Genomic DNA, 21,013 nt, shown 5'->3' on the forward strand with positions numbered 1-21,013 from the left:
CAGTAGGGCCCGGTAAATATCTGTATATTAACCCGCAGATCGCGAATTTTCATCGCATAATTTTCTCTCCGCGAGCAACACCCACAATGCCCGATCGCGCAACCTCCACGATCTCTGCAACTTCCCGCACCGCATCAAGAAAGGCATCCAGCTTCTCGCTCGTTCCCACCAACTGAACAGTGTACAGTGACGAAGTAACATCCACGATCTGCCCGCGAAAAATATCTGTGCTGCGTTTAATTTCTTCACGCCCGTATCCGCTGGCCTGTAACTTTACCAACATGATTTCGCGTTCAACGTGAGCACCGGCAGTTAATTCATTGACCCGCAGAACATCCACCAGCTTATGTAGCTGTTTTTCTATCTGCTCCAGTACCTTCGCATCACCTTTAGTTTGGATGGTCATGCGTGATAATGTCGGGTCTTCTGTCGGTGCCACTGTCAGACTTTCAATATTATAACCCCGTTGTGAAAACAGCCCTACCACGCGAGACAACGCTCCCGATTCGTTTTCAAGTAATACAGACAAAATCCGGCGCATGATCAGGTCCTCTCTGTTTTGCTTAACCACATTTCATCCATTGCTCCTCCACGGATCTGCATTGGATAAACGTGTTCTGTTTCATCAACGGTAACATCAACAAAAACCAGACGCTGGTTTTCTTCCACTTCACGCAAAGCCTGAGCCAGCTTGCTTTCCAATTCATCATAACTCTGGATGGATACGCCAATGTGACCGTAAGCCTCTGCCAGTCTGACAAAATCGGGCAGTGATTCCATATAGGACTGAGAGTGGCGACCCGCGTAAATGATATCCTGTATCTGTTTCACCATTCCCAAAAAGCGGTTGTTTAAGTTCAGCACCAAAACCGGTAAGCCATACTGCAAAGCAGTAGATAGCTCCTGAATATTCATCTGGATACTGCCATCCCCCGTCACACATATAACTGTCGCAGCCGGATTTGCCAGCTTGACGCCAAGCGCAGCGGGAAGACCAAAGCCCATCGTTCCCAGACCACCAGAGTTAATCCAGCGTCTTGGCTTATCAAATGGATAATGCAGTGCAGCAAACATCTGATGTTGCCCGACATCGGATGCAATATATGCATCCCCTTTGGTCAGTCGGTACAGTGCTTCAATCACCGCCTGTGGTTTTATTTTCGGACTGGAACGATCGTAATCAAGACATTTGCGATTGCGCCACTGTTCAACAGATAGCCACCAGTCTTTTATTGCATCGGGGTCCTGAATACTTTCCGTGGCATCCAGCAGTTCCACCATCTGACCAAGCACCTGTTTTGCATCGCCAACAATCGGAATATCCGCAGTCACCGTTTTAGAAATGGACGTCGGATCAATATCAATGTGTAAGACCGTTGCATTCGGGCAATATTTTGCCAGATTATTGGTTGTGCGATCATCAAAACGCACCCCTACGGCAAGAATAATATCTGCATTGTGCATCGCTTTATTGGCTTCAAACGTACCATGCATTCCCAGCATTCCCAGATTCTGCTGGTGAGTAGCAGGAAAAGCGCCCAGTCCCATCAACGAACTGGTAACGGGAAGACGAAGAGATTCCGCCAGTTTCAACAGTTCCGCTGAGCAGTCTGAATTAATTGCACCTCCCCCCACATAAAGCACCGGTTTTTTCGCTTCCTGTAACGCTTTAAGTGCTCGCTTAATTTGCCCCTTATGCCCCTGAATCGTAGGGTTATAGGAACGCATCTTAATTTTTTCTGGATAAATATAGGGAAATTTCAGTGCCGGATTAACGGTATCTTTAGGGAAGTCGATAACAACCGGGCCGGGACGGCCACTTGCAGCCAAATAAAAAGCTTTCTTGATGATATTTGGAATATCTTCCGCTTTTTTCACCAGAAAGCTATGTTTTACGATAGGGCGGGAGATCCCCACCATATCACATTCCTGAAAAGCATCATTACCGATCAGAGAACTGGCCACCTGACCAGACAACACCACCATCGGGATTGAATCCATATACGCCGTTGCAATTCCGGTTATCGCGTTGGTTGCTCCTGGCCCTGAAGTGACCAGAACAACCCCCGTTTTCCCTGTTGAACGCGTATACCCATCAGCCATATGGACAGCGCCCTGTTCGTGACGAACCAAAATATGCTCTATTCCGCCAATCGTATGCAAGGCATCATAAATATCCAGGACTGCCCCTCCCGGATAACCGAATACATGCTCAACGCCCTGATCAATTAACGATCTGACGACCATTTCGGCTCCTGACAACATCTCCATTGAGTTTGCCTCCAAGCTCTGTTTGCAAGTTAATGTCAGGACTTCATAAGGCCATCATGAAAAACAACCTTACTTATCCCATTCTTATTTATGCTCAGTGAATATTAGATTAGCATGCGTGATGACACGCATTTCATTAATACACTAAGCCATTAACATAACGTCAGACACCAAGGTTATCAAACAACAATTCACAGATTGAAAACATTTTCTTAATAAAAGTGCTTTTTTTGCAAACAGTTAAGCCAAAATAGGGACATTATTATCCAGAGCTGATTCAATCCCGGTACATGGATTCAATTTCATTCTGATAATGCTGAGAGATAATCTTACGCCGTAATTTCAGCGTCGGGGTCAATTCACCTTTTTCCATAGAAAAGGCTTCTGGCAACAGAGTAAAGCGTTTTACCTGATGGAATTTGGCGATATTTTTTTGTAATTCTTTCAGGCGTTGCTCAAATAATCCGACAACCTGATGATTACGGAGTAATTCCAACCGACTCTGGTAGTGAAGATTAATCGATTTTGCGTAATCCTCCAGCGCTTCATAGCTTGGAACAATTAACGCAGAAACAAACTGACGGGCATCAGCAATCACAGCAATATGCTCGATAAAACGATCCTGACCCAATGTTCCTTCAATTAACTGTGGAGCAATATATTTCCCCGTTGATGTTTTCATTAAATCTTTCAGGCGTTCTGTAATGAACAGATTACCTTTCTCATCCAGCCCTCCGGCATCGCCTGTACGCAGCCAGCCATCTTCGGTAAAAGCATGCACGGTTTCTTCCGGACGATTGAAATAGCCTTTCATGACGATCGGGCCTCGTACCTGAATTTCACCTGCCGTACTGATACGAACATCCACTCCGGGCAATGGTGTACCTATTGAACCCAGCAAATAATTTTTCTCTTCCCAGCAGGAAACCGTGGCACAGGTTTCCGTCATCCCATAACCGTATTTGATATTAAGACCAATAGACAGGAAGAAGCGCGTAATGGAATCCTCAAGGCGCGCTCCGGCAACCGGCAGAAAACGAACCCGACCGCCCAACAGTTGACGGAGTTTATTCAATACCAGACGATCAGCCAATTTTGCGTTACATAAAGAGAAAGGACTGCCCTTTTCACCGTTTAGCTGACGTAACCAGCGGCGTTCGCCCTGTTTGATTGCCCAATTGAAAATCATTCTGCGCCAGAACGGAGCACGGGAAACTTTATCAAGAACTGCACTATGTATTTTTTCATACAAACGAGGAACAGAACACATCACTGTCGGACGCACATCAATCATCGCTTCCCGCACAAAATTTGTGTCAGTCAGATAGACATTCAAGGCACCTGTATGCATGACGTAATAACTCCATGCACGTTCAAAAATATGGGATAACGGCAGAAAACTGAGAGATACATCCTGTTGAGTGAGCGTCAATCTCTGATCGTGCAGATAAAGCTGAGCAGCGATATTCTGGTAATCCAGCATGACACCTTTTGGCTCGCCTGTTGTACCGGAGGTATAAATTAACGTAAAAAGATCATTCAAATCCAGCCCGGCAATACGGCTGTCAAGTTCAGCCTGATACTGTGTTCTGTCAGCCGCAATAAATGCCGATAAATACAGTGCCTGTTCACACCCTTTCAAATCGACAGATTCATCAAGAACAACCAGATGATTGAGCTGTGGGCAAAGCGTCAGTAGTGTCAACGCGATATCGTACTGCTCCTGTCCGCCCACAAATAAGACCCGCACTCCTGCATCATTGAGAATAAATGCAGCCTGATCACAACTGCTTGTTGCATAAAGCGGTACTGTGACAGCTCGTAACTGCAAAATAGCCAGATCCGATAATGACCATGCCATTGAGTTATCTGCAAAAATACCGACTTTTTCCTGAACTCCCACCTCAAGTGACAACAGAGCTCTGGCAATAGATTTCGTTTGGCTATCAATATCCTGCCAGCTCATTTCAAGCTGCTCTGATGGTGACCATTGGCGAAATACAATCTTTTCAGGATATTTGCTGACTTGCTGTTGTAATCGTTTGATCAAGTGATAGGAGTGCAGAGAATTTGTTACCACAATATATTCCTGTTCTAAATCTTTGGTTCATCACATTCAGCAAGAAAACTGCCTAATTTTCAGCTTACATGTGTTAGCTATTTCCGCGCAGTCTACCCATTCCTGATGAAAGGGGGAAGCGTATTTTTAAGGTGGTCCTCAGACAAAAGAAGGAGATTTAATAATTAACTATTTTTTGTGATAACTGCGCTCAGGGAGATCAATGCGGGGCTTCAGCCTCTCACCGGAGGCTGGCCGCCACAATGCAATTCGAAATAGATTAGGAATGCAATTTTAAAAATAACAACAGGTTAAAAAATAACAACAGGAAGATGCGCCGTTTTATTACCGTTCACCAAGGCAACTCAGTAATGATTTCATCCACTGATGTCCTTTATCTCTGTTCATAGAAGCATGCCATATTAAATAGCACGGGCGGGAAACACTGTTATTGGGTAATGATACGGCCCGGATATTTAACTGGCCGGAATAGTGCTCAACCATCCATTTAGGTGCGATAGCAATCAGGTAAGTCTGAGATACAATGTTAAGAACGCTATTTAAATCAGTTCCCTGATATGAGACAGAATCCATTAATTCGTTGTTTTCATAGTAAGGTTTGCTGAATGAGTCTGAATTATCTAATGCTACAATTGCATGTCTCTCATCCAGCAATTGCTGCTGACTGATGCAATCATCAATTCTGGGATGGCTTCGAGAAACGGCCAGAACCAATTCATCATCAAATAATGGAAAATGATGAAAATCAGGATGTTCAAATTGGGTATAACTGATAACAAATTCGATTTCTTGATATTTTAATTTCTTCTCAATATTGTCGTTTATTTGTGTTTTTATCACTACATCTATATTGGGAGAATGTCTTTTTATTTCACCAACAATTTGAGCTGCTAAACGGATATCAAGTGGACTACAAATAGAAAGGTTAAATGTTCTTACACTATTATCGGGATCAAACCCCGCACCGGGTAACTCATTATGTACAATCTGAAGTGCCTGCCTGAGAGGCCCGAAAAGCTGTTTTGCCCTCGCCGTTGGCTGAATACCACGCCCATGCCGCACAAATAATTCATCATCAAACATCGTTTTTAAGCGGGACACTGCGTTACTCACTGCTGGCTGTGACATACCTAATGCCTGAGCTGCTCGTGTAATATTCTGCATTTGCATCACAGCATCAAAAACAGTAAGTAAATTGAGATCCACACTACGCAATTGAACTTCACATGGTTCTTTTTTTCCTGTATTTACCAGGTTGCATCCAGCCATTATTTAATTTCACTCCACTAAATTTATTGCAGCGATCTTATTATTAAGAAATGAATATCCGCTGCCTTACCATGCAAATCTCAACATTTTAAAGAGCCATTTCAAATAATAAGATCATTTACCCCAATTAATTAGAATTAAATTGAGACTCTTCCTTGTATAAAAACAATTATATCTTACTAAAAATCATAAAAAATAAATTATTAATTCACAATTATGACTTAGAATTATCCTTATGAATTTATTTATATAAATTTCTCAGCAGGATTAAATTGTCATATTAACTATGATTGGTGATCTGCCAATACATAACAGTACAATTTATTCACACAATGAATAAATTGCTTTTATTAATATATTTATAATTGATATAATTCTTGATTATTAAGCCAAGAACACCATAGTGAGTATTCATTCTATCCCTGTCTCTTTAATAAACATCTGTGTAACATGACAAATATTATATTTATTATCTATTGGAGCCGGATTTTACTTCATATATAGCTATGAAAAATAGATAAAAACATCGCTAAAAATGTAAAAAATAGTCACTCCGGCTACGGAGAGGTTAAAAAAAAACCTATTAGTGGACATTATTCATTCCCGGCCTAAATCTATCCTGCTTGACAATGTTTTTCAGATGACGTATCAATAATTATATCGAAACGGTAATACTCAATTAACAGATTCACAAAGGTTGACTTACATGATTCACAATACTCGTCTACTAAGCCTACTACTAATCGCCTTTAATGTGCGCGGTATGCTGGTAGATTGAATTAAGAGTTAATCTTTACCAGAGATAAAAACCCGCGCCTGACGCGGGTTTTTTTATACCTGCCCGGCGCCCTAAAAAACTAAAACATGAACATCACAGCCAATTGACGGGAGTACCACTATGAGTCAGCAAGTTATTATTTTCGATACCACATTGCGGGATGGTGAGCAGGCGTTGCAGGCCAGTCTGAGCGTTAAAGAAAAACTACAAATCGCTTATGCGCTGGAAAGATTGGGGGTTGATATCATTGAAGCCGGTTTCCCCGTTTCTTCCCCCGGAGATTTTGAATCCGTCCAGACTATCGCCCGCGAAATTAAAAACAGCCGTATCTGTGCATTATCCCGCTGTGTTGATAATGATATTGACGTTTCGGCTGAAGCCCTGAAAGTTGCTGAAGCCTTTCGCTTGCATATGGTGTTGGCTACTTCCAACCTGCATGTCGAACATAAATTAAAAAAAGGCTTTGATGATATTGTCGAAATGGCAGTTCGTTCCATCAAACGGGCACGCCGGTATACCGATGATATAGAGTTCTCCTGTGAAGATGCCGGACGCTCTGATATCGATAACTTGTGCCGCATCATTGAACAGGCCATAAAAGCAGGCGCGACAACAATCAATATTCCTGACACCGTCGGTTATACAACCCCCTACCAATTTGGCGGTATTATTCAGACTCTCTTTAATCGCGTACCTAATATTGATAAAGCTATTATTTCTGTCCATTGTCATGATGATTTGGGTATGTCAGTAGCGAATTCCATTACCGCCGTTCAGGCAGGAGCCAGACAGGTTGAAGGAACCATTAACGGGCTTGGGGAGCGAGCCGGAAACTGCTCACTGGAAGAAGTCATTATGGCAATCAAAACCCGCCAGCAAATGTTGGGAGTTCACACTAACATTAACCATAAAGAAATTTACCGTACCAGCCAGTTAGTCAGCCAAATCTGCAATACCCCAATCCCGGCTCATAAGGCCGTTGTAGGCAGCAATGCTTTTGCCCATTCATCCGGCATTCATCAGGATGGTATTCTGAAAAATCGTGAAACTTACGAAATCATGACACCAGACTCCATCGGCCTCAAAGACACCCAACTGAATCTGACTTCCCGCTCTGGTCGTTCTGCCGTAAAACATCGCATGACTGAAATGGGCTATCAGGAACAGGATTATGATCTGGATGCTCTGTATAAAGCCTTTTTGAAATTAGCAGATAAAAAAGGTCAGGTTTTTGATTACGATCTGGAAGCTCTGGTGTTTATGAACCAGCAACAGCAGGAAGACGAACACTATCATCTGGATTATTTCAGCATTCAGTCCGGTACCAATATTGTCTCAACAGCAACAGTGCGTCTGGCCTGCGGCGATGAAATTAAATCAGAGGCGGCAACCGGAAACGGAACAGTCGATGCTATCTATCACGCTATTAACCGTATTACTGGCTATCCGATAAAATTACTTTCCTATCAGTTATCCGGCAAAGGGCATGGGAAAGATGCGCTTGGTCAGGTCAATATTATCGTAGAGTGCTTTGGCCGCCGCTTTCATGGTGTGGGATTAGAGACCGATGTTATTGAATCTTCAGCTAAAGCCATGATCCACGCTCTGAACAGTATTTGGCAGGCAGAACAGGTCAAAAAAGAAAAACAACGCATACAAAAGAACACAACAAAGGAAACTGAATAACAATGTCTACTCACTCTATTGCAAGACAGCAGGAGCCTGCTCACTATCATATTGCCGTATTGCCCGGTGACGGTATTGGCCCGGAAGTCATGAAGCAAGCCCACAAAGTACTGGATGCTATCCGTCACCGTTTTGCCATTCGCATCACGACCAGTGAGTACGATATTGGGGGAATTGCTATTGATCGGCATGGCAGCCCTTTACCCGACGTCACCGTTTCTGGTTGTGAAAATGCGGATGCCATTTTGTTTGGCTCTGTCGGTGGCCCCAAATGGGAGCATTTACCTCCGGCCAGCCAACCAGAACGCGGGGCTTTATTACCATTACGCAAGCATTTCAGACTATTCAGCAACCTGCGACCGGCACGCTTATATACCAGTCTGGCCTCTTTTTGTCCGCTTCGTCATGATATTGCGGAAAAAGGTTTTGATATTTTATGTGTTCGTGAACTGACGGGCGGCATCTATTTTGGCCAGCCCAAAGGACGGGAAGGTGAAGGAAAATATGAGCGGGCTTTCGATACCGAAGTTTATCATCGGTTTGAAATAGAAAGAATTGCCCGTATTGCTTTCGAATCAGCCCGCAAACGTCGGCATAAAGTGACTTCGATTGATAAAGCCAATGTTCTGCAAAGTTCTGTTCTTTGGCGTGAGATTGTCAGTGAAATTGCGAAAGAATATCCTGATGTTGAAATCAATCATATGTACATCGACAACGCCACTATGCAGCTTATCAAAGCACCTTCTCAGTTTGATGTTCTGCTTTGTTCCAATATCTTTGGTGATATTTTATCTGATGAATGCGCCATGATCACCGGTTCAATGGGCATGCTGCCTTCTGCCAGCCTGAATGAGCAAGGGTTTGGCTTATATGAACCCGCCGGAGGTTCTGCTCCCGATATCGCAGGAAAAAATATCGCCAACCCAATAGCCCAGATCCTATCCACTGCTCTCTTGATGCGTTACAGCCTTAAACGGGATGATATTGCGGATGCCATTGAATCTGCAATCAACTACGTACTGGAGCAAGGATACCGAACCGCTGATTTGGCTGGTAATGGAAAAGCAATCAGCACTGATGAAATGGGTGATATCATTGCTCGAGGTATCATCGAAGAAAAGTAACCCATATAAAATATACCCAATGGATTTCGGGTTGTATCGCAGCGGCAAGCAGGAGGCAAATTCAACAGGAACGAATTTGCCCAGCCCAAGGCTGGCAACCGGAAGAATAAACTGAATGTTGAAGACTGGTGTAAAAAATAGAGTGGTATGAAAAATAGTGGGTGAATACAGGTTATCATCATTGGCCTGAATTACAGGGGCAAAGAAATACAAAAGGGGTGAAATGAGTACTTTTGTATGGTTTGACTTTAAATCTGTATGGGTTACACCTTTGGAAGGGTAATTCACAGAAAAAGCTAAAGTTATAAACAACCACAGTCTGCCAGTGATAATTTTATTCACTTTTTCTGTGGATATGTATGTGAAAAACTCAGGGGTAATACAGGTATAATTTTCTTTACCCTTTTCAATCGTCTGATAAGATTAAATAAATACCTATTATTTTTCATTACGTTAATGTTTATAACATGCATTCTTACAACCTGTGCGCAATATCACAAATTTTTGTTTTTATCACACTGTGCAAATATCAATCAATGGTGAATTTATCCACAGGATATGCCTTTTAGTTAAGCAAAAATCGCTTATTTTTGTAGAAAACCACCTTTGGCAGGGCTGTAAATCAAACCAGTGATCCCAATTTTTATCACTTATCCCATAGTTCTGTGGATAACATGGTGTAAGATCCTGTTTATTATCACGGTGAATAGGTGAACAATCATAATGAGTTTATTTTTAATTCGAAAAATACAAATATAAATACCTTTTATATCATGTCATTATCTGGTTAATTAGCGTACTGATAAGCTTATAATGAAATTACAAAACCAAAGTGTTTACTTTTTAAACAAACCTAAATATATCTTATAGTCATGCAATTCATACCACCAGCACCACCAGAAAACGAACAACAACTCTTCGAACGAGCCAGATCTCTGGCTGGCTCAACGTTAGGAGAGCTGGCTATGCAGGCCGCTATTTCCATACCGCCCAATCTGAAGCGTGATAAAGGTTGGGTAGGCATGTTGCTTGAATATTATCTGGGGGCAAATGCAGGAAGTAAGCCAGAACAGGATTTTGAACATATCGGCGTTGAATTGAAAACGATCCCGATAGACAGAAAAGGTGCACCATTGGAAACCACCTTTGTCTGCGTTGCACCTTTAACCGGCAACAGTGGCATCACATGGGAAAATTGTCATGTCAGACGTAAATTGTCTCGTGTTTTATGGGTGCCTGTTGAAGGTGAAAGAGAGATCCCGCTTTCTGAACGCCGTGTTGGTTCTCCGCTCCTCTGGAGCCCCAATCCGGTTGAAGAAGAATTATTAAGATGCGATTGGGAAGAATTGATGGATCTAATCGTATTAGGCAAAGTTGAAAGCATTACAGCTCGTCATGGTGAAGTATTACAATTGCGTCCAAAAGCAGCGAATAGCCGGGTATTAACAGAGGCTATCGGTGAATATGGTCAGCCCATCATGACGCTTCCACGGGGTTTTTATTTAAAGAAAAGCCTTACTGCGCCATTATTAGCCCGCCATTTTTTCATAGACCCTGATTAATGCTGTCGCTTAATTTCAGTTACTATGGCTATTTCAATGGCAATAGCTCTCCGATTATCCCAGTCACCAGAATCATAGTGACTGGAGTATATTAACCTGTATGCTGATGATTACCGGTTAGTTTGTTCTACCGTGCAAATATTTTTTCACTTTTTTCAATGCCATTTGTCTTTTTAAAGGTGACAAATAATCGATGAAAATAATACCGTGCAGATGGTCAATTTCGTGCTGCATCACGATAGAAAGAAAGTCTTCACTTTCCACTGTGATAGCCTGACCATTCCTATCCAGCGCTTCTACTTTTACTTTTTCAAACCGTTCCACATCTGCATAATATCCGGGGATGGATAAGCACCCCTCCTGATTCACGACTTTACGTTCTTTTTCAACGATTTTAGGATTGATTAAAATCAGGGGCTGATTCCGCTCCGGCGAAATATCAATCACTAATACTGACTCTCGTCTTCCTACCTGAGGTGCAGCCAGCCCAATACCATTATCCGTGTCATACATTGTTTCCAGCATGTCATCGACCAGCGTCTGGATACCTTTAACATCGGTGACATCAACACATTTCTGTTTCAGTCTTTCATCAGGAATTGTGAGTATATTTAAAACAGCCATAACCATTCTCCTTTGTTTACGGAACGCTAAGAATATATATGCTGGTGGCCATCAATGTCTATGGAGCGGTCATCATAGCTCTGCTTTTACTGGCTATTTTACTGACACTATTGAATAAAAACATATCAATGTCGGAGAAGAAATAACATTATGATAGTTCTGAAAAATCTGACTATCTCTCAAGCCAAGCTGGCAGAACTGATTAATTTTTAACGATAGGAAAACCGCACACTAAAATGCCAATCCGAAACCGGACTGGCATTTTATTATTGCAACTTTACAGATTTGCTGCGGCAAGCGCCTGTGATAAATCGGCAATCAAATCATCTACATTTTCAACACCTACTGAAAGACGGATTAACTGCGGTGTAATGCCTGCGGCCAAACGTTTTTCCAATGGAATAGAAGCATGGGTCATTGTAAACGGCTGACCAACCAAACTCTCCACCCCCCCCAGACTTTCTGCCAGTGTGAACAGTTTCAGTGCTTTTATCACCCGATGAGTAGCGTCATCATCACCTTTCAATACGATGGAAATCATGCCACCAGCACCTTTCATCTGACGCTTCGCCAGCTCATGCTGAGGATGAGATTCAAGACCGGGATAAAAGACTTTGTCTATCTGCGGCTGCTGTTCCAGCCACTGGGCAATTTTTTCTGCGTTGCTGATATGCCGTTCCATACGCAGTGATAGTGTGCGTATGCCGCGCAAAACAAGGAAACTACTGAAAGGATCAAGAATACCGCCGATTGAGTTTTGCAGGAAAGCAAGCTGTTCAGCCAGTTCCGCATTATTTCCCACTACCGCAAGGCCAGCAACAACATCGGAATGGCCATTCAGGTATTTCGTCGCAGAGTGAACAACAATATCAAACCCTAAATCGAGCGGACGCTGAATATAAGGTGAAGCAAAGGTATTATCCGCAACACTGATGATCTTATGATGTTGTGCTATCTGAGCAATTGCTGCCAAATCAGCCAATTTAAGCAGTGGATTAGTTGGCGTTTCCACCCAAATCATTTTTGTATCCGCCTGAATAGCTGCTTCCAGTGCCGCAGTATCTCCCGCTTCGACATAGGTAACACGCAATCCGGCCGTCCGGCGACGCACTTTTTCCAACAACCGATAAGTACCGCCATACAGATCATCCACTGCAACAATGTGACTGTCTTTATCGAGCAACTCCAGAATCGTCGAACTGGCTGCTAAACCTGAGCCAAATGCATAACCCCGGCTGCCATTTTCCAGCTCCGCAATTGCCCGCTCCAGCGCATCACGTGTGGGATTGCCACTACGAGAATACTCATACCCCGTATGCTGACCCGGTGCGGGTTGTGCATAAGTGGATGTTGCATAAATTGCAGGCATCACAGCACCAGTGTGATCAGGGACATAGCCAGCGTGAACGCTTTTAGTATCAAATTTAGTCATTAAGTTATTCCTGAAATAGGTTAATTGAGTTGTTGACGCCATGCGTTCAGCACGTCAGTACGGGTAACAAGGCCAATAAAGTGATTACCATCATCAACAATCAGCGCTACATGCCCCGCATCAAAAGTTGCAACCAACTGTTCCAGCGGCGCAGTTTTATGGAGAGTCTTAATCTGACTGGTCATAGCCTGACTGACGGGTAAAGAGAAATTATGAGAATCAGCCTGAATGGCATGCATCAGATCCCACTCATCAATAATACCGACTATCTGGTCATTATCGAGTACAGGGAGTTGTGAAATGTCATATAACCGCATTCGCCCATGTGCAATCTGTAGGGTGTCCTGTGGAGAAACAAAAACTGTCGCACCATCGCGGTAACGATATGTCACATAATCACTTAGATCATTTTCTTTCTGCTGTGAACGCAACCCTTGTTCCAGTAGCCAGTAGTCATTGAACATTTTAGACAAATATTTATTACCACTGTCACAAGCCAGAGTCACGACACGCTTTGGCGTTTTCTGCGCACGGCAATAGCGTAAAGCAGCAGCCAATAACGTACCTGAAGATGAACCGACCAGCACACCTTCCTGTAAAAGCAATTCTCTCGCACAGGTAAATGCTTCAGCATCGGTAATCCGGTATGCATGACTAATGTTAGAAAAATCCCCCAGCGGTGGAATAAAATCCTCGCCGATCCCTTCCACAAACCAGCTTCCTGCTTCGTCGTAACTGCCATATTCAACGTAATCAGCAAGAATAGAGCCTTTAGGATCAGCAAGAACAAACCGGGTATCAGGAGAAACATCCCTGAAATAGTGGCTTAAACCGCCAAGCGTTCCTCCGGAGCCTACACCAACAACGACAGCATCTACATTGTGTTCCATCTGCTGCCATATTTCAGGGCCGGTTGTTGTTATATGAGCCAGTGAATTAGATGCGTTATTAAACTGATCAATGTAATACGCGCCGCTGATTTCTTTCGACAGACGCAACGCATAATCCTGATAATATTCCGGATGACCTTTACCCACATCAGAACGGGTCAGACGGACATCCGTTCCCAATGCTCTCAGGTGATATATTTTTTCCCTGCTCATCTTATCCGGTACAACCAGTATCAGCTTGTAACCTTTCATGGCAGCAACCAGCGCCAGCCCGATACCCGTGTTGCCTGCCGTTGCTTCAATGATGGTTCCGCCGGGTTTCAGCAGCCCCTGTTTCTCTGCCTGTTCAATCATTGAGAGTGCAACTCTGTCTTTTATAGAACCTCCCGGATTCTGGTTCTCCAGTTTAATAAATAACTGGCATGGCCCCGTATCCAGATGAGTCAGTTCCAGTAACGGAGTATTCCCAATCAGTTCCAGAACCGAGCGTGGTGCTGACATATTAGCCTCTTAATATTCAGTAATATTTGAAAATAATACTTATAGATGGGTAAAGGATAACGCTGTACGGCAGCGGATTAAAAAGAACAAATCAAAACTACATATAACAAAAGAGAATTAACTAATTCGATATTGAATAATAGAAATATTTCCTCACCAAGCCTCTGGCTGATCTGCTATACCAATGGCTCAAATTCTCAGAAATTCTGCCAGAATGATATACGCTTTAATTATCCTTTTTTTATTTTTTATACTGATAAAGTTTGATATTGCAGTACAACACAAATGACAGAAATACACACAGCCAATAATAATATTCCCAATGGATTTCGGGTTGCAGCGCAGTAGCATAAAGAAGCAATTCGAAAGGTGACGGGTATGAATAAAGAGGAATTAACAATGTATAACAATACGTTACCTAAAAAAGCTCAACTGGCATCATTGATACTGTATGCCGCAGAGATGAACAGACAGCATTACAATAACCCAACGCCCCCTGCTGACCCTCGCTTAGAAGAAGATGGCTGGGATCTTGTGGCCTATATCAGTGGTAATGACCTCTCTTTTTCAGTCAATCCCAAAACTAATCAGCAATTTTTAATTACGCTGCCCACTCATGTCTGTTATGGATATATCGCTAAGAATAAAAAAACGCCGACAGAGTATGTCATTGCTATCAGAGGAACCGATGATTCAAATCTGCTTGAAGCGCTACATGACATTGTTCCCGCATTCACCTCACCATGGGCTGATACTCCCCAACAAAAAGTCAATATGGGGTTTTATAGTGTTTATAATTCCCTGAAACTGAACATTATTGAACCTGAATATAAAGATAGTTACAGACACCTCAAATTCTCCAATGCAATTGCTCAGTTCATCGGTATCAATACGCCATATACTATATTGGGTCATAGCCTCGGAGCGGTTATTGCAACATATCTGATGAGGGATATTCCTCTGCTTGGCGATAAGCATAAAGCGTGCCTGTTTGCCAGCCCAAGAGCTGGTAATCAAGAATTTGCCACTCATATTGATAACCACTTTGCTAACTATGAAACATTCAGTTATGAAAAGGATCTGGTTCCTCATCTGCCTCCATACATCCCGTTCATACTGGAGTATGAATCGCTGTCAAAGTCAGAACTCCTTAAAACACCGGATGGCCTGAATATCAATAATAGTCTGGGATGCAACCATCATTTAACCAGTTACATTGCCCTGTTGGACCCTGAACAACTCCAGAAACTACTCAGAGACCCCCAAGCTTCAGAAGATCTTAAAACAACATCAGAGTGTGTATCCCTGACATCAGTTAGCTAAAACCCAATCATCCGAAAAAGGGGAAAGAAAAAATGAAACGGGGTCGTTATACATACGGAACGTTATTACTATTAATGATAAATAGCTTTTTCAGCTCTACTCTGTGGGCTCAAGGAGAAGCTCATTTGTTATTCCATATGGGGCTGGGGGCAAAAGGACAATTCTTCGTCGGAGGAACAATGCAAAATCAGGGTGATCAACCTGTGGCTGGCGGATATCTGGCGATTTTACCCCTTAATACAACATGCGAACCGCAATCACTCATCGTGTATTCATTTGATTCACTGGCGCCGGGAGAAAAGCAGGAATTCCGTATTCCTGTGGATGTTCCCTTCAGCAGCTATCATCTGGCTGGTTTCGGGGCTTATGATGATATGGGGTTTTCACTTCCTACAGTAGATGAAACAGCAAAAGTGATTAAAGATCGTGAGTCAAATGAACGTAAAACATGCCAGTCAGCGCGGGAAGCTAGAGTAGCTGATGATCCTGATACGGAGAAAAAAATCCAGAAAATCCGCCATTGAAGAGATATTAGGTTTCAGATTACACTACAGCAGGTATAAGCCCTCGGTAAATTTCCGGATGAAAATTCCTTTTACAGGGATTACCGAGGGAATAAAAAGCGGTATCCTGCCAGAATTAATTCACGCTATCATTGATCCGTAACAGCGCAAACCCATCCCAACCTTTCTCACCTACAGTCTGCAAAGCAGTTGCGGTGATTTCCGGACGGTTAAACATGTTATCAAGAGCCTGATGAATACCTTCAGAAAACTCATCACGCTGATCATGCACCACTCCACCACCACGAACTACGTTATCCGCAATAATAATACTTCCCGGACGCCCTAGCTTGATTGCCCAGTCAAGGTACAGTGAGCTGTATCTCTTATCCGCATCAATAAAAACCAGATCAAAAGGCGCTTTTTCAGTTAGTAATGGTAACGTCTCACTGGCATCTCCCTCGATGATTTCAATCTTATGAGCGAGTTGAGCCAATTCAATATTACGCTGTGCGACCTGCACTATTTTTGGATTTTTCTCCAGCGAGATGAGCAAACCATCATCCGGTAATGCTTTTGCCATACACTGAGCACTATAGCCACCTAATGTGCCAATTTCGAGAATACGTTTTGCTCCGCTAATCTGAACCATCATCATCAAAAACTGCCCTTGTAGGGCCGAAACATCGATGGCAGGCAATCCCTGACTGGCATTATATTCGAGGGTTTGTTCGAGATTAGGTGCAGGATGTAACAGACTCTTCTTTAGATAGCTATCAACTGATGACCATTGTTGTTGTAATTCTTCGTATTGTAATTTGGTACTCAAGATAACACTCCTCTTTATAGGTAAGAAAAATGGTTACTCATTCTTGACTTATATAAGCTGCCCCGCTCCTCTGCTCGCCTGACAAATGTAAATAGTCGCTTGCAGGCCGGTTTTTATTTTGTATTCGTTTTCGATAGCCTTCCCGACTTCTCCCACTAAATCGGGGGGCAGCAATACCACGATACAGCCGCCAAAACCGCCTCCGGTCATGCGAACACCTCCCCGCCTCCCAATCACATTTTTCACTATTTCCACCAGCACATCGATTTCATAAACGGTGATTTCAAAATCATCGCGCATGGAAATATGGGACTCCTCCATAAGTTGGCTGAGGCGAATCAAGTTTCCAGTCCTTAACGCATCAACCCCAGCCAGAACTCGCATATTCTCAGAAATAACATGACGGGCGCGTTTGGCGAGCAGGGTATCAAGCTGCTTCTGTATGGTATCTAATTCATAAATAGAGACATCACGCAGTGCTCTGACACCTAATATTCGGGCCGCATCTTCGCATTGCTGACGCCGTATATTGTATGCGCTATCGACAAGGCCGTGCTGCCGGTTGGAATTGATAATCATCACCGTGATATTTTCCGGCATCGGAACGGCCTGTATTTCCAGCGTACGGCAATCAATCAGTAAAGCGTGATCTGGTTCGCCACAGGCTGAAATAAGCTGATCCATAATGCCGGATTTACAGCCTACAAATTGATTTTCGGCCTGCTGCCCATTTATGGCTATCATTTTCCGACTCAAGTCGAGCTGATAAAGCGATTTGATAGTCAACCCGATCACAACCTCCAGCGACGCTGAAGAACTAAGCCCAGCACCTTGTGGAATATTGCCACTTACAGCGATATCCATTCCTGCAAACGAGTAGCCATGTCGGAGCAAAGACACCACCATACCACGGATATAATTTGCCCACATTTTATCCCGATGAAAATGGATTGGTTGCGAGAGGTCGAACTCATCGCGATCATTCTGATAATCAACAGCAACCACTCGAATCAACGTATCATCGCGTCTGGCTGCGGCGGCTACCGTCCGGTAATTAATCGCGCAGGGAAGAACAAAACCATCGTTATAATCAGTATGTTCGCCAATTAAATTCACCCGTCCCGGAGCCTGAAAAAAATGAGTCGGAGAAGAGTGAAAAATGCCATTAAAAGATTCTGTTACCTTTTGGATTAATGCCTTCATCGCTACACCCTCCGCAAACACATTCCTTATAAACGTGCTTTATCAATAACTATATTTTTATCAAGAGCTGCCATTTTTGAAATGAATATCACTGACAGACTGTAATCTTTGGGCTGCCTCTTCCGGCGTCAAATCACGCTGGGCTTCAGCCAGCATTTCATACCCTACAAGAAACTTACGTACACCCGCCGAACGCAATAACGGTGGATAGAACAAAGCATGCAACTGCCAGTGCTCAATATCAGTTTGTTGATCAAAAAAAGGTGCAAAATGCCAGCCCATAGAATAGGGAAAGGAGCATTGGAAAAGGTTGTCATATCGGCTGGTCAGTTTTTTAATGGCAATTGCCAAGTCATCACGCTGCTCTGCTGTCAGTTCATTCATACGCCGGATAGGGCTTTTCGGCAATAACATTGTTTCAAACGGCCACACAGCCCAATAAGGCACAACGGCAAGCCAGTGTTCGGTCTCAACCACTGTGCGCACACCATTTTTCTGTTCAGCGATGGCATAATCCAGTAATAAATTAGAACCATGCTGCTCATAATACTGTCTCAGTAACTCATTTTTACGTACCAGCTCATTAGGCAGGAAATCACTGGCCCAGATTTGCCCATGCGGATGAGGCTGGGAGCACCCCATCATTTCCCCTTTATTCTCAAATAACTGAACCCAGATATAGTGTTGACCAAGTTCTTCTATTTGGTTGTTCCATACATCAATAATACGGCGGATATTTGTCAGAGATAATTCAGGTAAGGTTTTACTGTGGTTTGGTGAAAAACAGATAACCCGACAAATCCCCTTTGCCGGTTTGCTTATAAATAGCGGATCGTCAGTGGTAGCAATATTGGGAATTTCCGACAATAAGGCAGAATAATCATTCTGAAAGACGTAAATATCCTGATAATCAGGATTTATATCCCCTGAAGCGCGGGGGTTATTCGGGCATAAAGAACACTGTTTATCGTAACTCTGAAGTGCAGGATACTGTAATAATTCATCTACCCCAACCCACGGCCTCTTAAGCCTGTGTGGTGAGACAATGACCCACTGTCCTGTTAAAGGGTTATAGCGCCTATGTGGATACTCAGCCTGATTAAATTGCATTTTTGACATAACCAGATGCCCGATGTTAATCACACATCCATGTATCCATTCCGTATCACATAAATCAATGGGCATAAATGCCTTTATACCCATTATAATTATGCTGCTATGCCTGTTTTATTCAGTACCGAATATATATTATCCGGCTTTATAACCATTAGGGTTGTGAGACTGCCAACGCCATGCATCTTCGGTCATTTCCACAACCGTACGATTTGCCTTCCAGCCCAGTTCACGTTCAGCTTTTTCCGGGCTTGACCAACATTCTGCAATATCCCCCGGACGGCGTGGACAAATTTCATAAGGAACCGGCTTACCACATGCCTGACCAAATGCTTCCACCATTTCCAGTACGCTCGTACCTTTTCCTGTGCCCAGATTATAGATATGCAGACCTGATTTTTTACCTACTGCATTCAGTGCCGCAATATGGCCATCAGCCAGATCCATTACATGGATATAATCGCGGATACCTGTTCCATCCACAGTCGGATAATCATCACCATAAACAGACAATTTTTCCCGGCGGCCAACTGCTACCTGAGCAATATATGGCATTAAATTGTTAGGAATGCCCTGTGGATCTTCCCCCATCGTACCTGAAGGATGTGCGCCTACCGGATTGAAATAGCGTAATAATACAATGGACCAGTCACTTTCCGCATGATGGAAATCAGACAGGCAACGCTCAACCATATATTTACTTGTGCCATAAGGATTGGTGGTATTACCTACCGCAGACTGTTCAGTAATAGGAACAATTTCAGGATCACCATATACCGTTGCGGATGAACTGAAAATAATACTTTTTACCCCTGCTTTGTGCATACTCCGCACTAATACCAGCGTGCCATTAACATTATTATCATAGTATTCAATAGGTTTTTCGACTGATTCACCAACAGCTTTCAGACCAGCAAAATGGATAACCGATTCAATAGAGTGACGGGAGAAAACAGAATCAAGGAACGTTTCATCACGAATATCCCCCTGATAAAACAGCGGCCTGATACCCGTCAGTGTTTCAATACGGTTCAGAACTTCCTGACTGGCATTACACAGGTTATCGACAATAATCGGCGTCATACCTGCTTCAATCATCTGGACGCAGGTATGACTGCCGATATATCCCATTCCACCTGTCACTAATATTTCCACATTTACCTCTTTTTTAATTGGACTGAATTAAACAGTTATTCAACCAATAAGATATACCCTGTTTTTCAGACGCTATTCTTATTGATTAACGCACAGTATAAAAAGAGTTAACCATTTAGTGAAGTGACGACTTCCCGCCGTACCGTAAACACTGAGACTTCCCACTTCACAAGCTGCAACAGCCCATACGACAAATTTACGCTGAAAACACGGTTCACAATAAAGCCGCGAAAACAGAACGTTATTACACCGTGGGATACGTCCCGCAAAACGACAAGGCCACAGCACCGCCGGCGATTCATCTTAAAGGGCAATGGCTTAAACAGGCTGGGTTTGAGATTGGCGGTTCTGTTGCTGTTAAAATCATGGACGGCTGTTTGGTGTTGATCCCCGACAGTGACGAGACCAACAGCCTCAAACAGCAATACCAGCGCCAGCGGGCACAAATCAGTGACATTAAGCTGCGGATGCGGGAATTGATTGGGGACTACAAAATCAGCTAAAGGCAGGAATTGAACAGCTCTCAAAACTCAACAACCACCGACTAAAGTCGGTGGGTTAGTGATTAACAGACTGAAAGTCCGGATACGCATCGGCTGAACGATGCGTCAATTATCCAGCCTGAAGTTATCATTCGGGTTGGGTTCAAAATGATGTTCCAGATAGGCCT

General features: G+C 43.2%; 17 protein-coding genes. 6 read left to right on the top strand and 11 right to left on the bottom strand.

The genetic code is table 11. The features are described 5' to 3' along the window. Positions 1-49: 49 nt before the first annotated feature. The 4 genes from ilvN to leuO form a co-directional block, all read right to left on the bottom strand. Entirely contained in the window at positions 50-544 is a 495-nt protein-coding gene (ilvN, locus tag Xinn_RS11490) for an acetolactate synthase small subunit (RefSeq protein WP_086956589.1), read from the bottom strand. Then, on the bottom strand, positions 544-2,271 hold the full coding sequence (gene ilvI / locus Xinn_RS11495; RefSeq protein ID WP_086955539.1) for an acetolactate synthase 3 large subunit: 1,728 nt from the start codon (positions 2,269-2,271) through the stop codon (positions 544-546). Before ilvI ends, ilvN begins: the two co-directional genes overlap by 1 nt. 277 nt (positions 2,272-2,548) lie before the next feature. After that, positions 2,549-4,351 carry an AMP-dependent synthetase/ligase gene (locus Xinn_RS11500; protein WP_086955537.1) on the bottom strand — a complete coding sequence of 601 codons (1,803 nt, stop codon included), beginning with the start codon at positions 4,349-4,351 and terminating at the stop codon, positions 2,549-2,551. A gap of 324 nt (positions 4,352-4,675) precedes the next feature. Continuing rightward, entirely contained in the window at positions 4,676-5,620 is a 945-nt protein-coding gene (gene leuO / locus Xinn_RS11505; RefSeq protein WP_086955535.1) for a transcriptional regulator LeuO, read from the bottom strand. Positions 5,621-6,518: 898 nt separating this feature from the next. Between leuO and leuA the strand changes: the two genes are divergently transcribed. The 3 genes from leuA (at position 6,519) to mutH (ending at position 10,770) form a co-directional block, all read left to right on the top strand. Then, positions 6,519-8,084 (top strand): 2-isopropylmalate synthase, encoded by a 1,566-nt coding sequence (leuA, locus tag Xinn_RS11510; RefSeq protein WP_086955534.1) that lies wholly within the window; start codon positions 6,519-6,521, stop codon positions 8,082-8,084. 2 nt (positions 8,085-8,086) lie between these two features. Beyond that, entirely contained in the window at positions 8,087-9,208 is a 1,122-nt protein-coding gene (gene leuB, locus Xinn_RS11515) for a 3-isopropylmalate dehydrogenase (RefSeq protein ID WP_086955532.1), read from the top strand. Positions 9,209-10,080: 872 nt separating this feature from the next. After that, positions 10,081-10,770 carry a DNA mismatch repair endonuclease MutH gene (mutH, locus tag Xinn_RS11520; RefSeq protein ID WP_169923569.1) on the top strand — a complete coding sequence of 230 codons (690 nt, stop codon included), beginning with the start codon at positions 10,081-10,083 and terminating at the stop codon, positions 10,768-10,770. A 117-nt stretch (positions 10,771-10,887) separates the two neighbouring features. Here the strand turns inward: mutH and def are convergent, their stop codons facing one another. The 3 genes from def to Xinn_RS11535 all read right to left on the bottom strand — a co-directional run bounded on the left by def (position 10,888) and on the right by Xinn_RS11535 (position 14,217). Further along, positions 10,888-11,394 carry a peptide deformylase gene (gene def, locus Xinn_RS11525; RefSeq protein ID WP_086955528.1) on the bottom strand — a complete coding sequence of 169 codons (507 nt, stop codon included), beginning with the start codon at positions 11,392-11,394 and terminating at the stop codon, positions 10,888-10,890. 277 nt (positions 11,395-11,671) lie between these two features. Beyond that, complete coding sequence (locus Xinn_RS11530; RefSeq protein WP_086955526.1) at positions 11,672-12,826, bottom strand: trans-sulfuration enzyme family protein; 1,155 nt, start codon at positions 12,824-12,826, stop codon at positions 11,672-11,674. A 20-nt stretch (positions 12,827-12,846) separates the two neighbouring features. Beyond that, positions 12,847-14,217, bottom strand: coding sequence for a pyridoxal-phosphate dependent enzyme (locus tag Xinn_RS11535; RefSeq protein WP_086955524.1), 1,371 nt, complete (start codon positions 14,215-14,217; stop codon positions 12,847-12,849). Positions 14,218-14,595: 378 nt separating this feature from the next. Here Xinn_RS11535 and Xinn_RS11540 point away from each other — a divergent pair, with 378 nt between their 5' ends. Both Xinn_RS11540 and Xinn_RS11545 read left to right on the top strand, forming a co-directional pair. Continuing rightward, positions 14,596-15,540: a lipase family protein gene (locus Xinn_RS11540; protein ID WP_086955522.1), complete on the top strand. Its 945-nt coding sequence runs from the start codon at positions 14,596-14,598 to the stop codon at positions 15,538-15,540. Between the two features lie 32 nt (positions 15,541-15,572). Continuing rightward, positions 15,573-16,064: a membrane-associated Zn-dependent protease 1 gene (locus tag Xinn_RS11545; protein ID WP_086955519.1), complete on the top strand. Its 492-nt coding sequence runs from the start codon at positions 15,573-15,575 to the stop codon at positions 16,062-16,064. A gap of 115 nt (positions 16,065-16,179) precedes the next feature. On the opposite strand, the gene Xinn_RS11550 is transcribed toward Xinn_RS11545, so the two are convergent. The 4 genes from Xinn_RS11550 to galE form a co-directional block, all read right to left on the bottom strand. Beyond that, positions 16,180-16,872: an O-methyltransferase gene (locus tag Xinn_RS11550; RefSeq protein ID WP_086955518.1), complete on the bottom strand. Its 693-nt coding sequence runs from the start codon at positions 16,870-16,872 to the stop codon at positions 16,180-16,182. Between the two features lie 48 nt (positions 16,873-16,920). After that, positions 16,921-18,075 (bottom strand): galactokinase, encoded by a 1,155-nt coding sequence (gene galK, locus Xinn_RS11555; protein WP_086955517.1) that lies wholly within the window; start codon positions 18,073-18,075, stop codon positions 16,921-16,923. Between the two features lie 60 nt (positions 18,076-18,135). Next, positions 18,136-19,194: a UDP-glucose--hexose-1-phosphate uridylyltransferase gene (locus Xinn_RS11560; RefSeq protein WP_086956588.1), complete on the bottom strand. Its 1,059-nt coding sequence runs from the start codon at positions 19,192-19,194 to the stop codon at positions 18,136-18,138. A 129-nt stretch (positions 19,195-19,323) separates the two neighbouring features. Then, on the bottom strand, positions 19,324-20,343 hold the full coding sequence (galE, locus tag Xinn_RS11565; protein ID WP_086955515.1) for a UDP-glucose 4-epimerase GalE: 1,020 nt from the start codon (positions 20,341-20,343) through the stop codon (positions 19,324-19,326). Between the two features lie 185 nt (positions 20,344-20,528). Between galE and Xinn_RS11570 the strand changes: the two genes are divergently transcribed. After that, a complete protein-coding gene (locus Xinn_RS11570; protein ID WP_186435710.1) occupies positions 20,529-20,846 on the top strand; it encodes a SymE family type I addiction module toxin in 318 nt (105 codons plus the stop codon). The last annotated feature ends 167 nt before the right edge of the window (positions 20,847-21,013 follow it).

It is taken from the genome of Xenorhabdus innexi (assembly GCF_002632485.1).
GTDB classification, from domain to species: Bacteria; Pseudomonadota; Gammaproteobacteria; order Enterobacterales; family Enterobacteriaceae; genus Xenorhabdus; species Xenorhabdus innexi.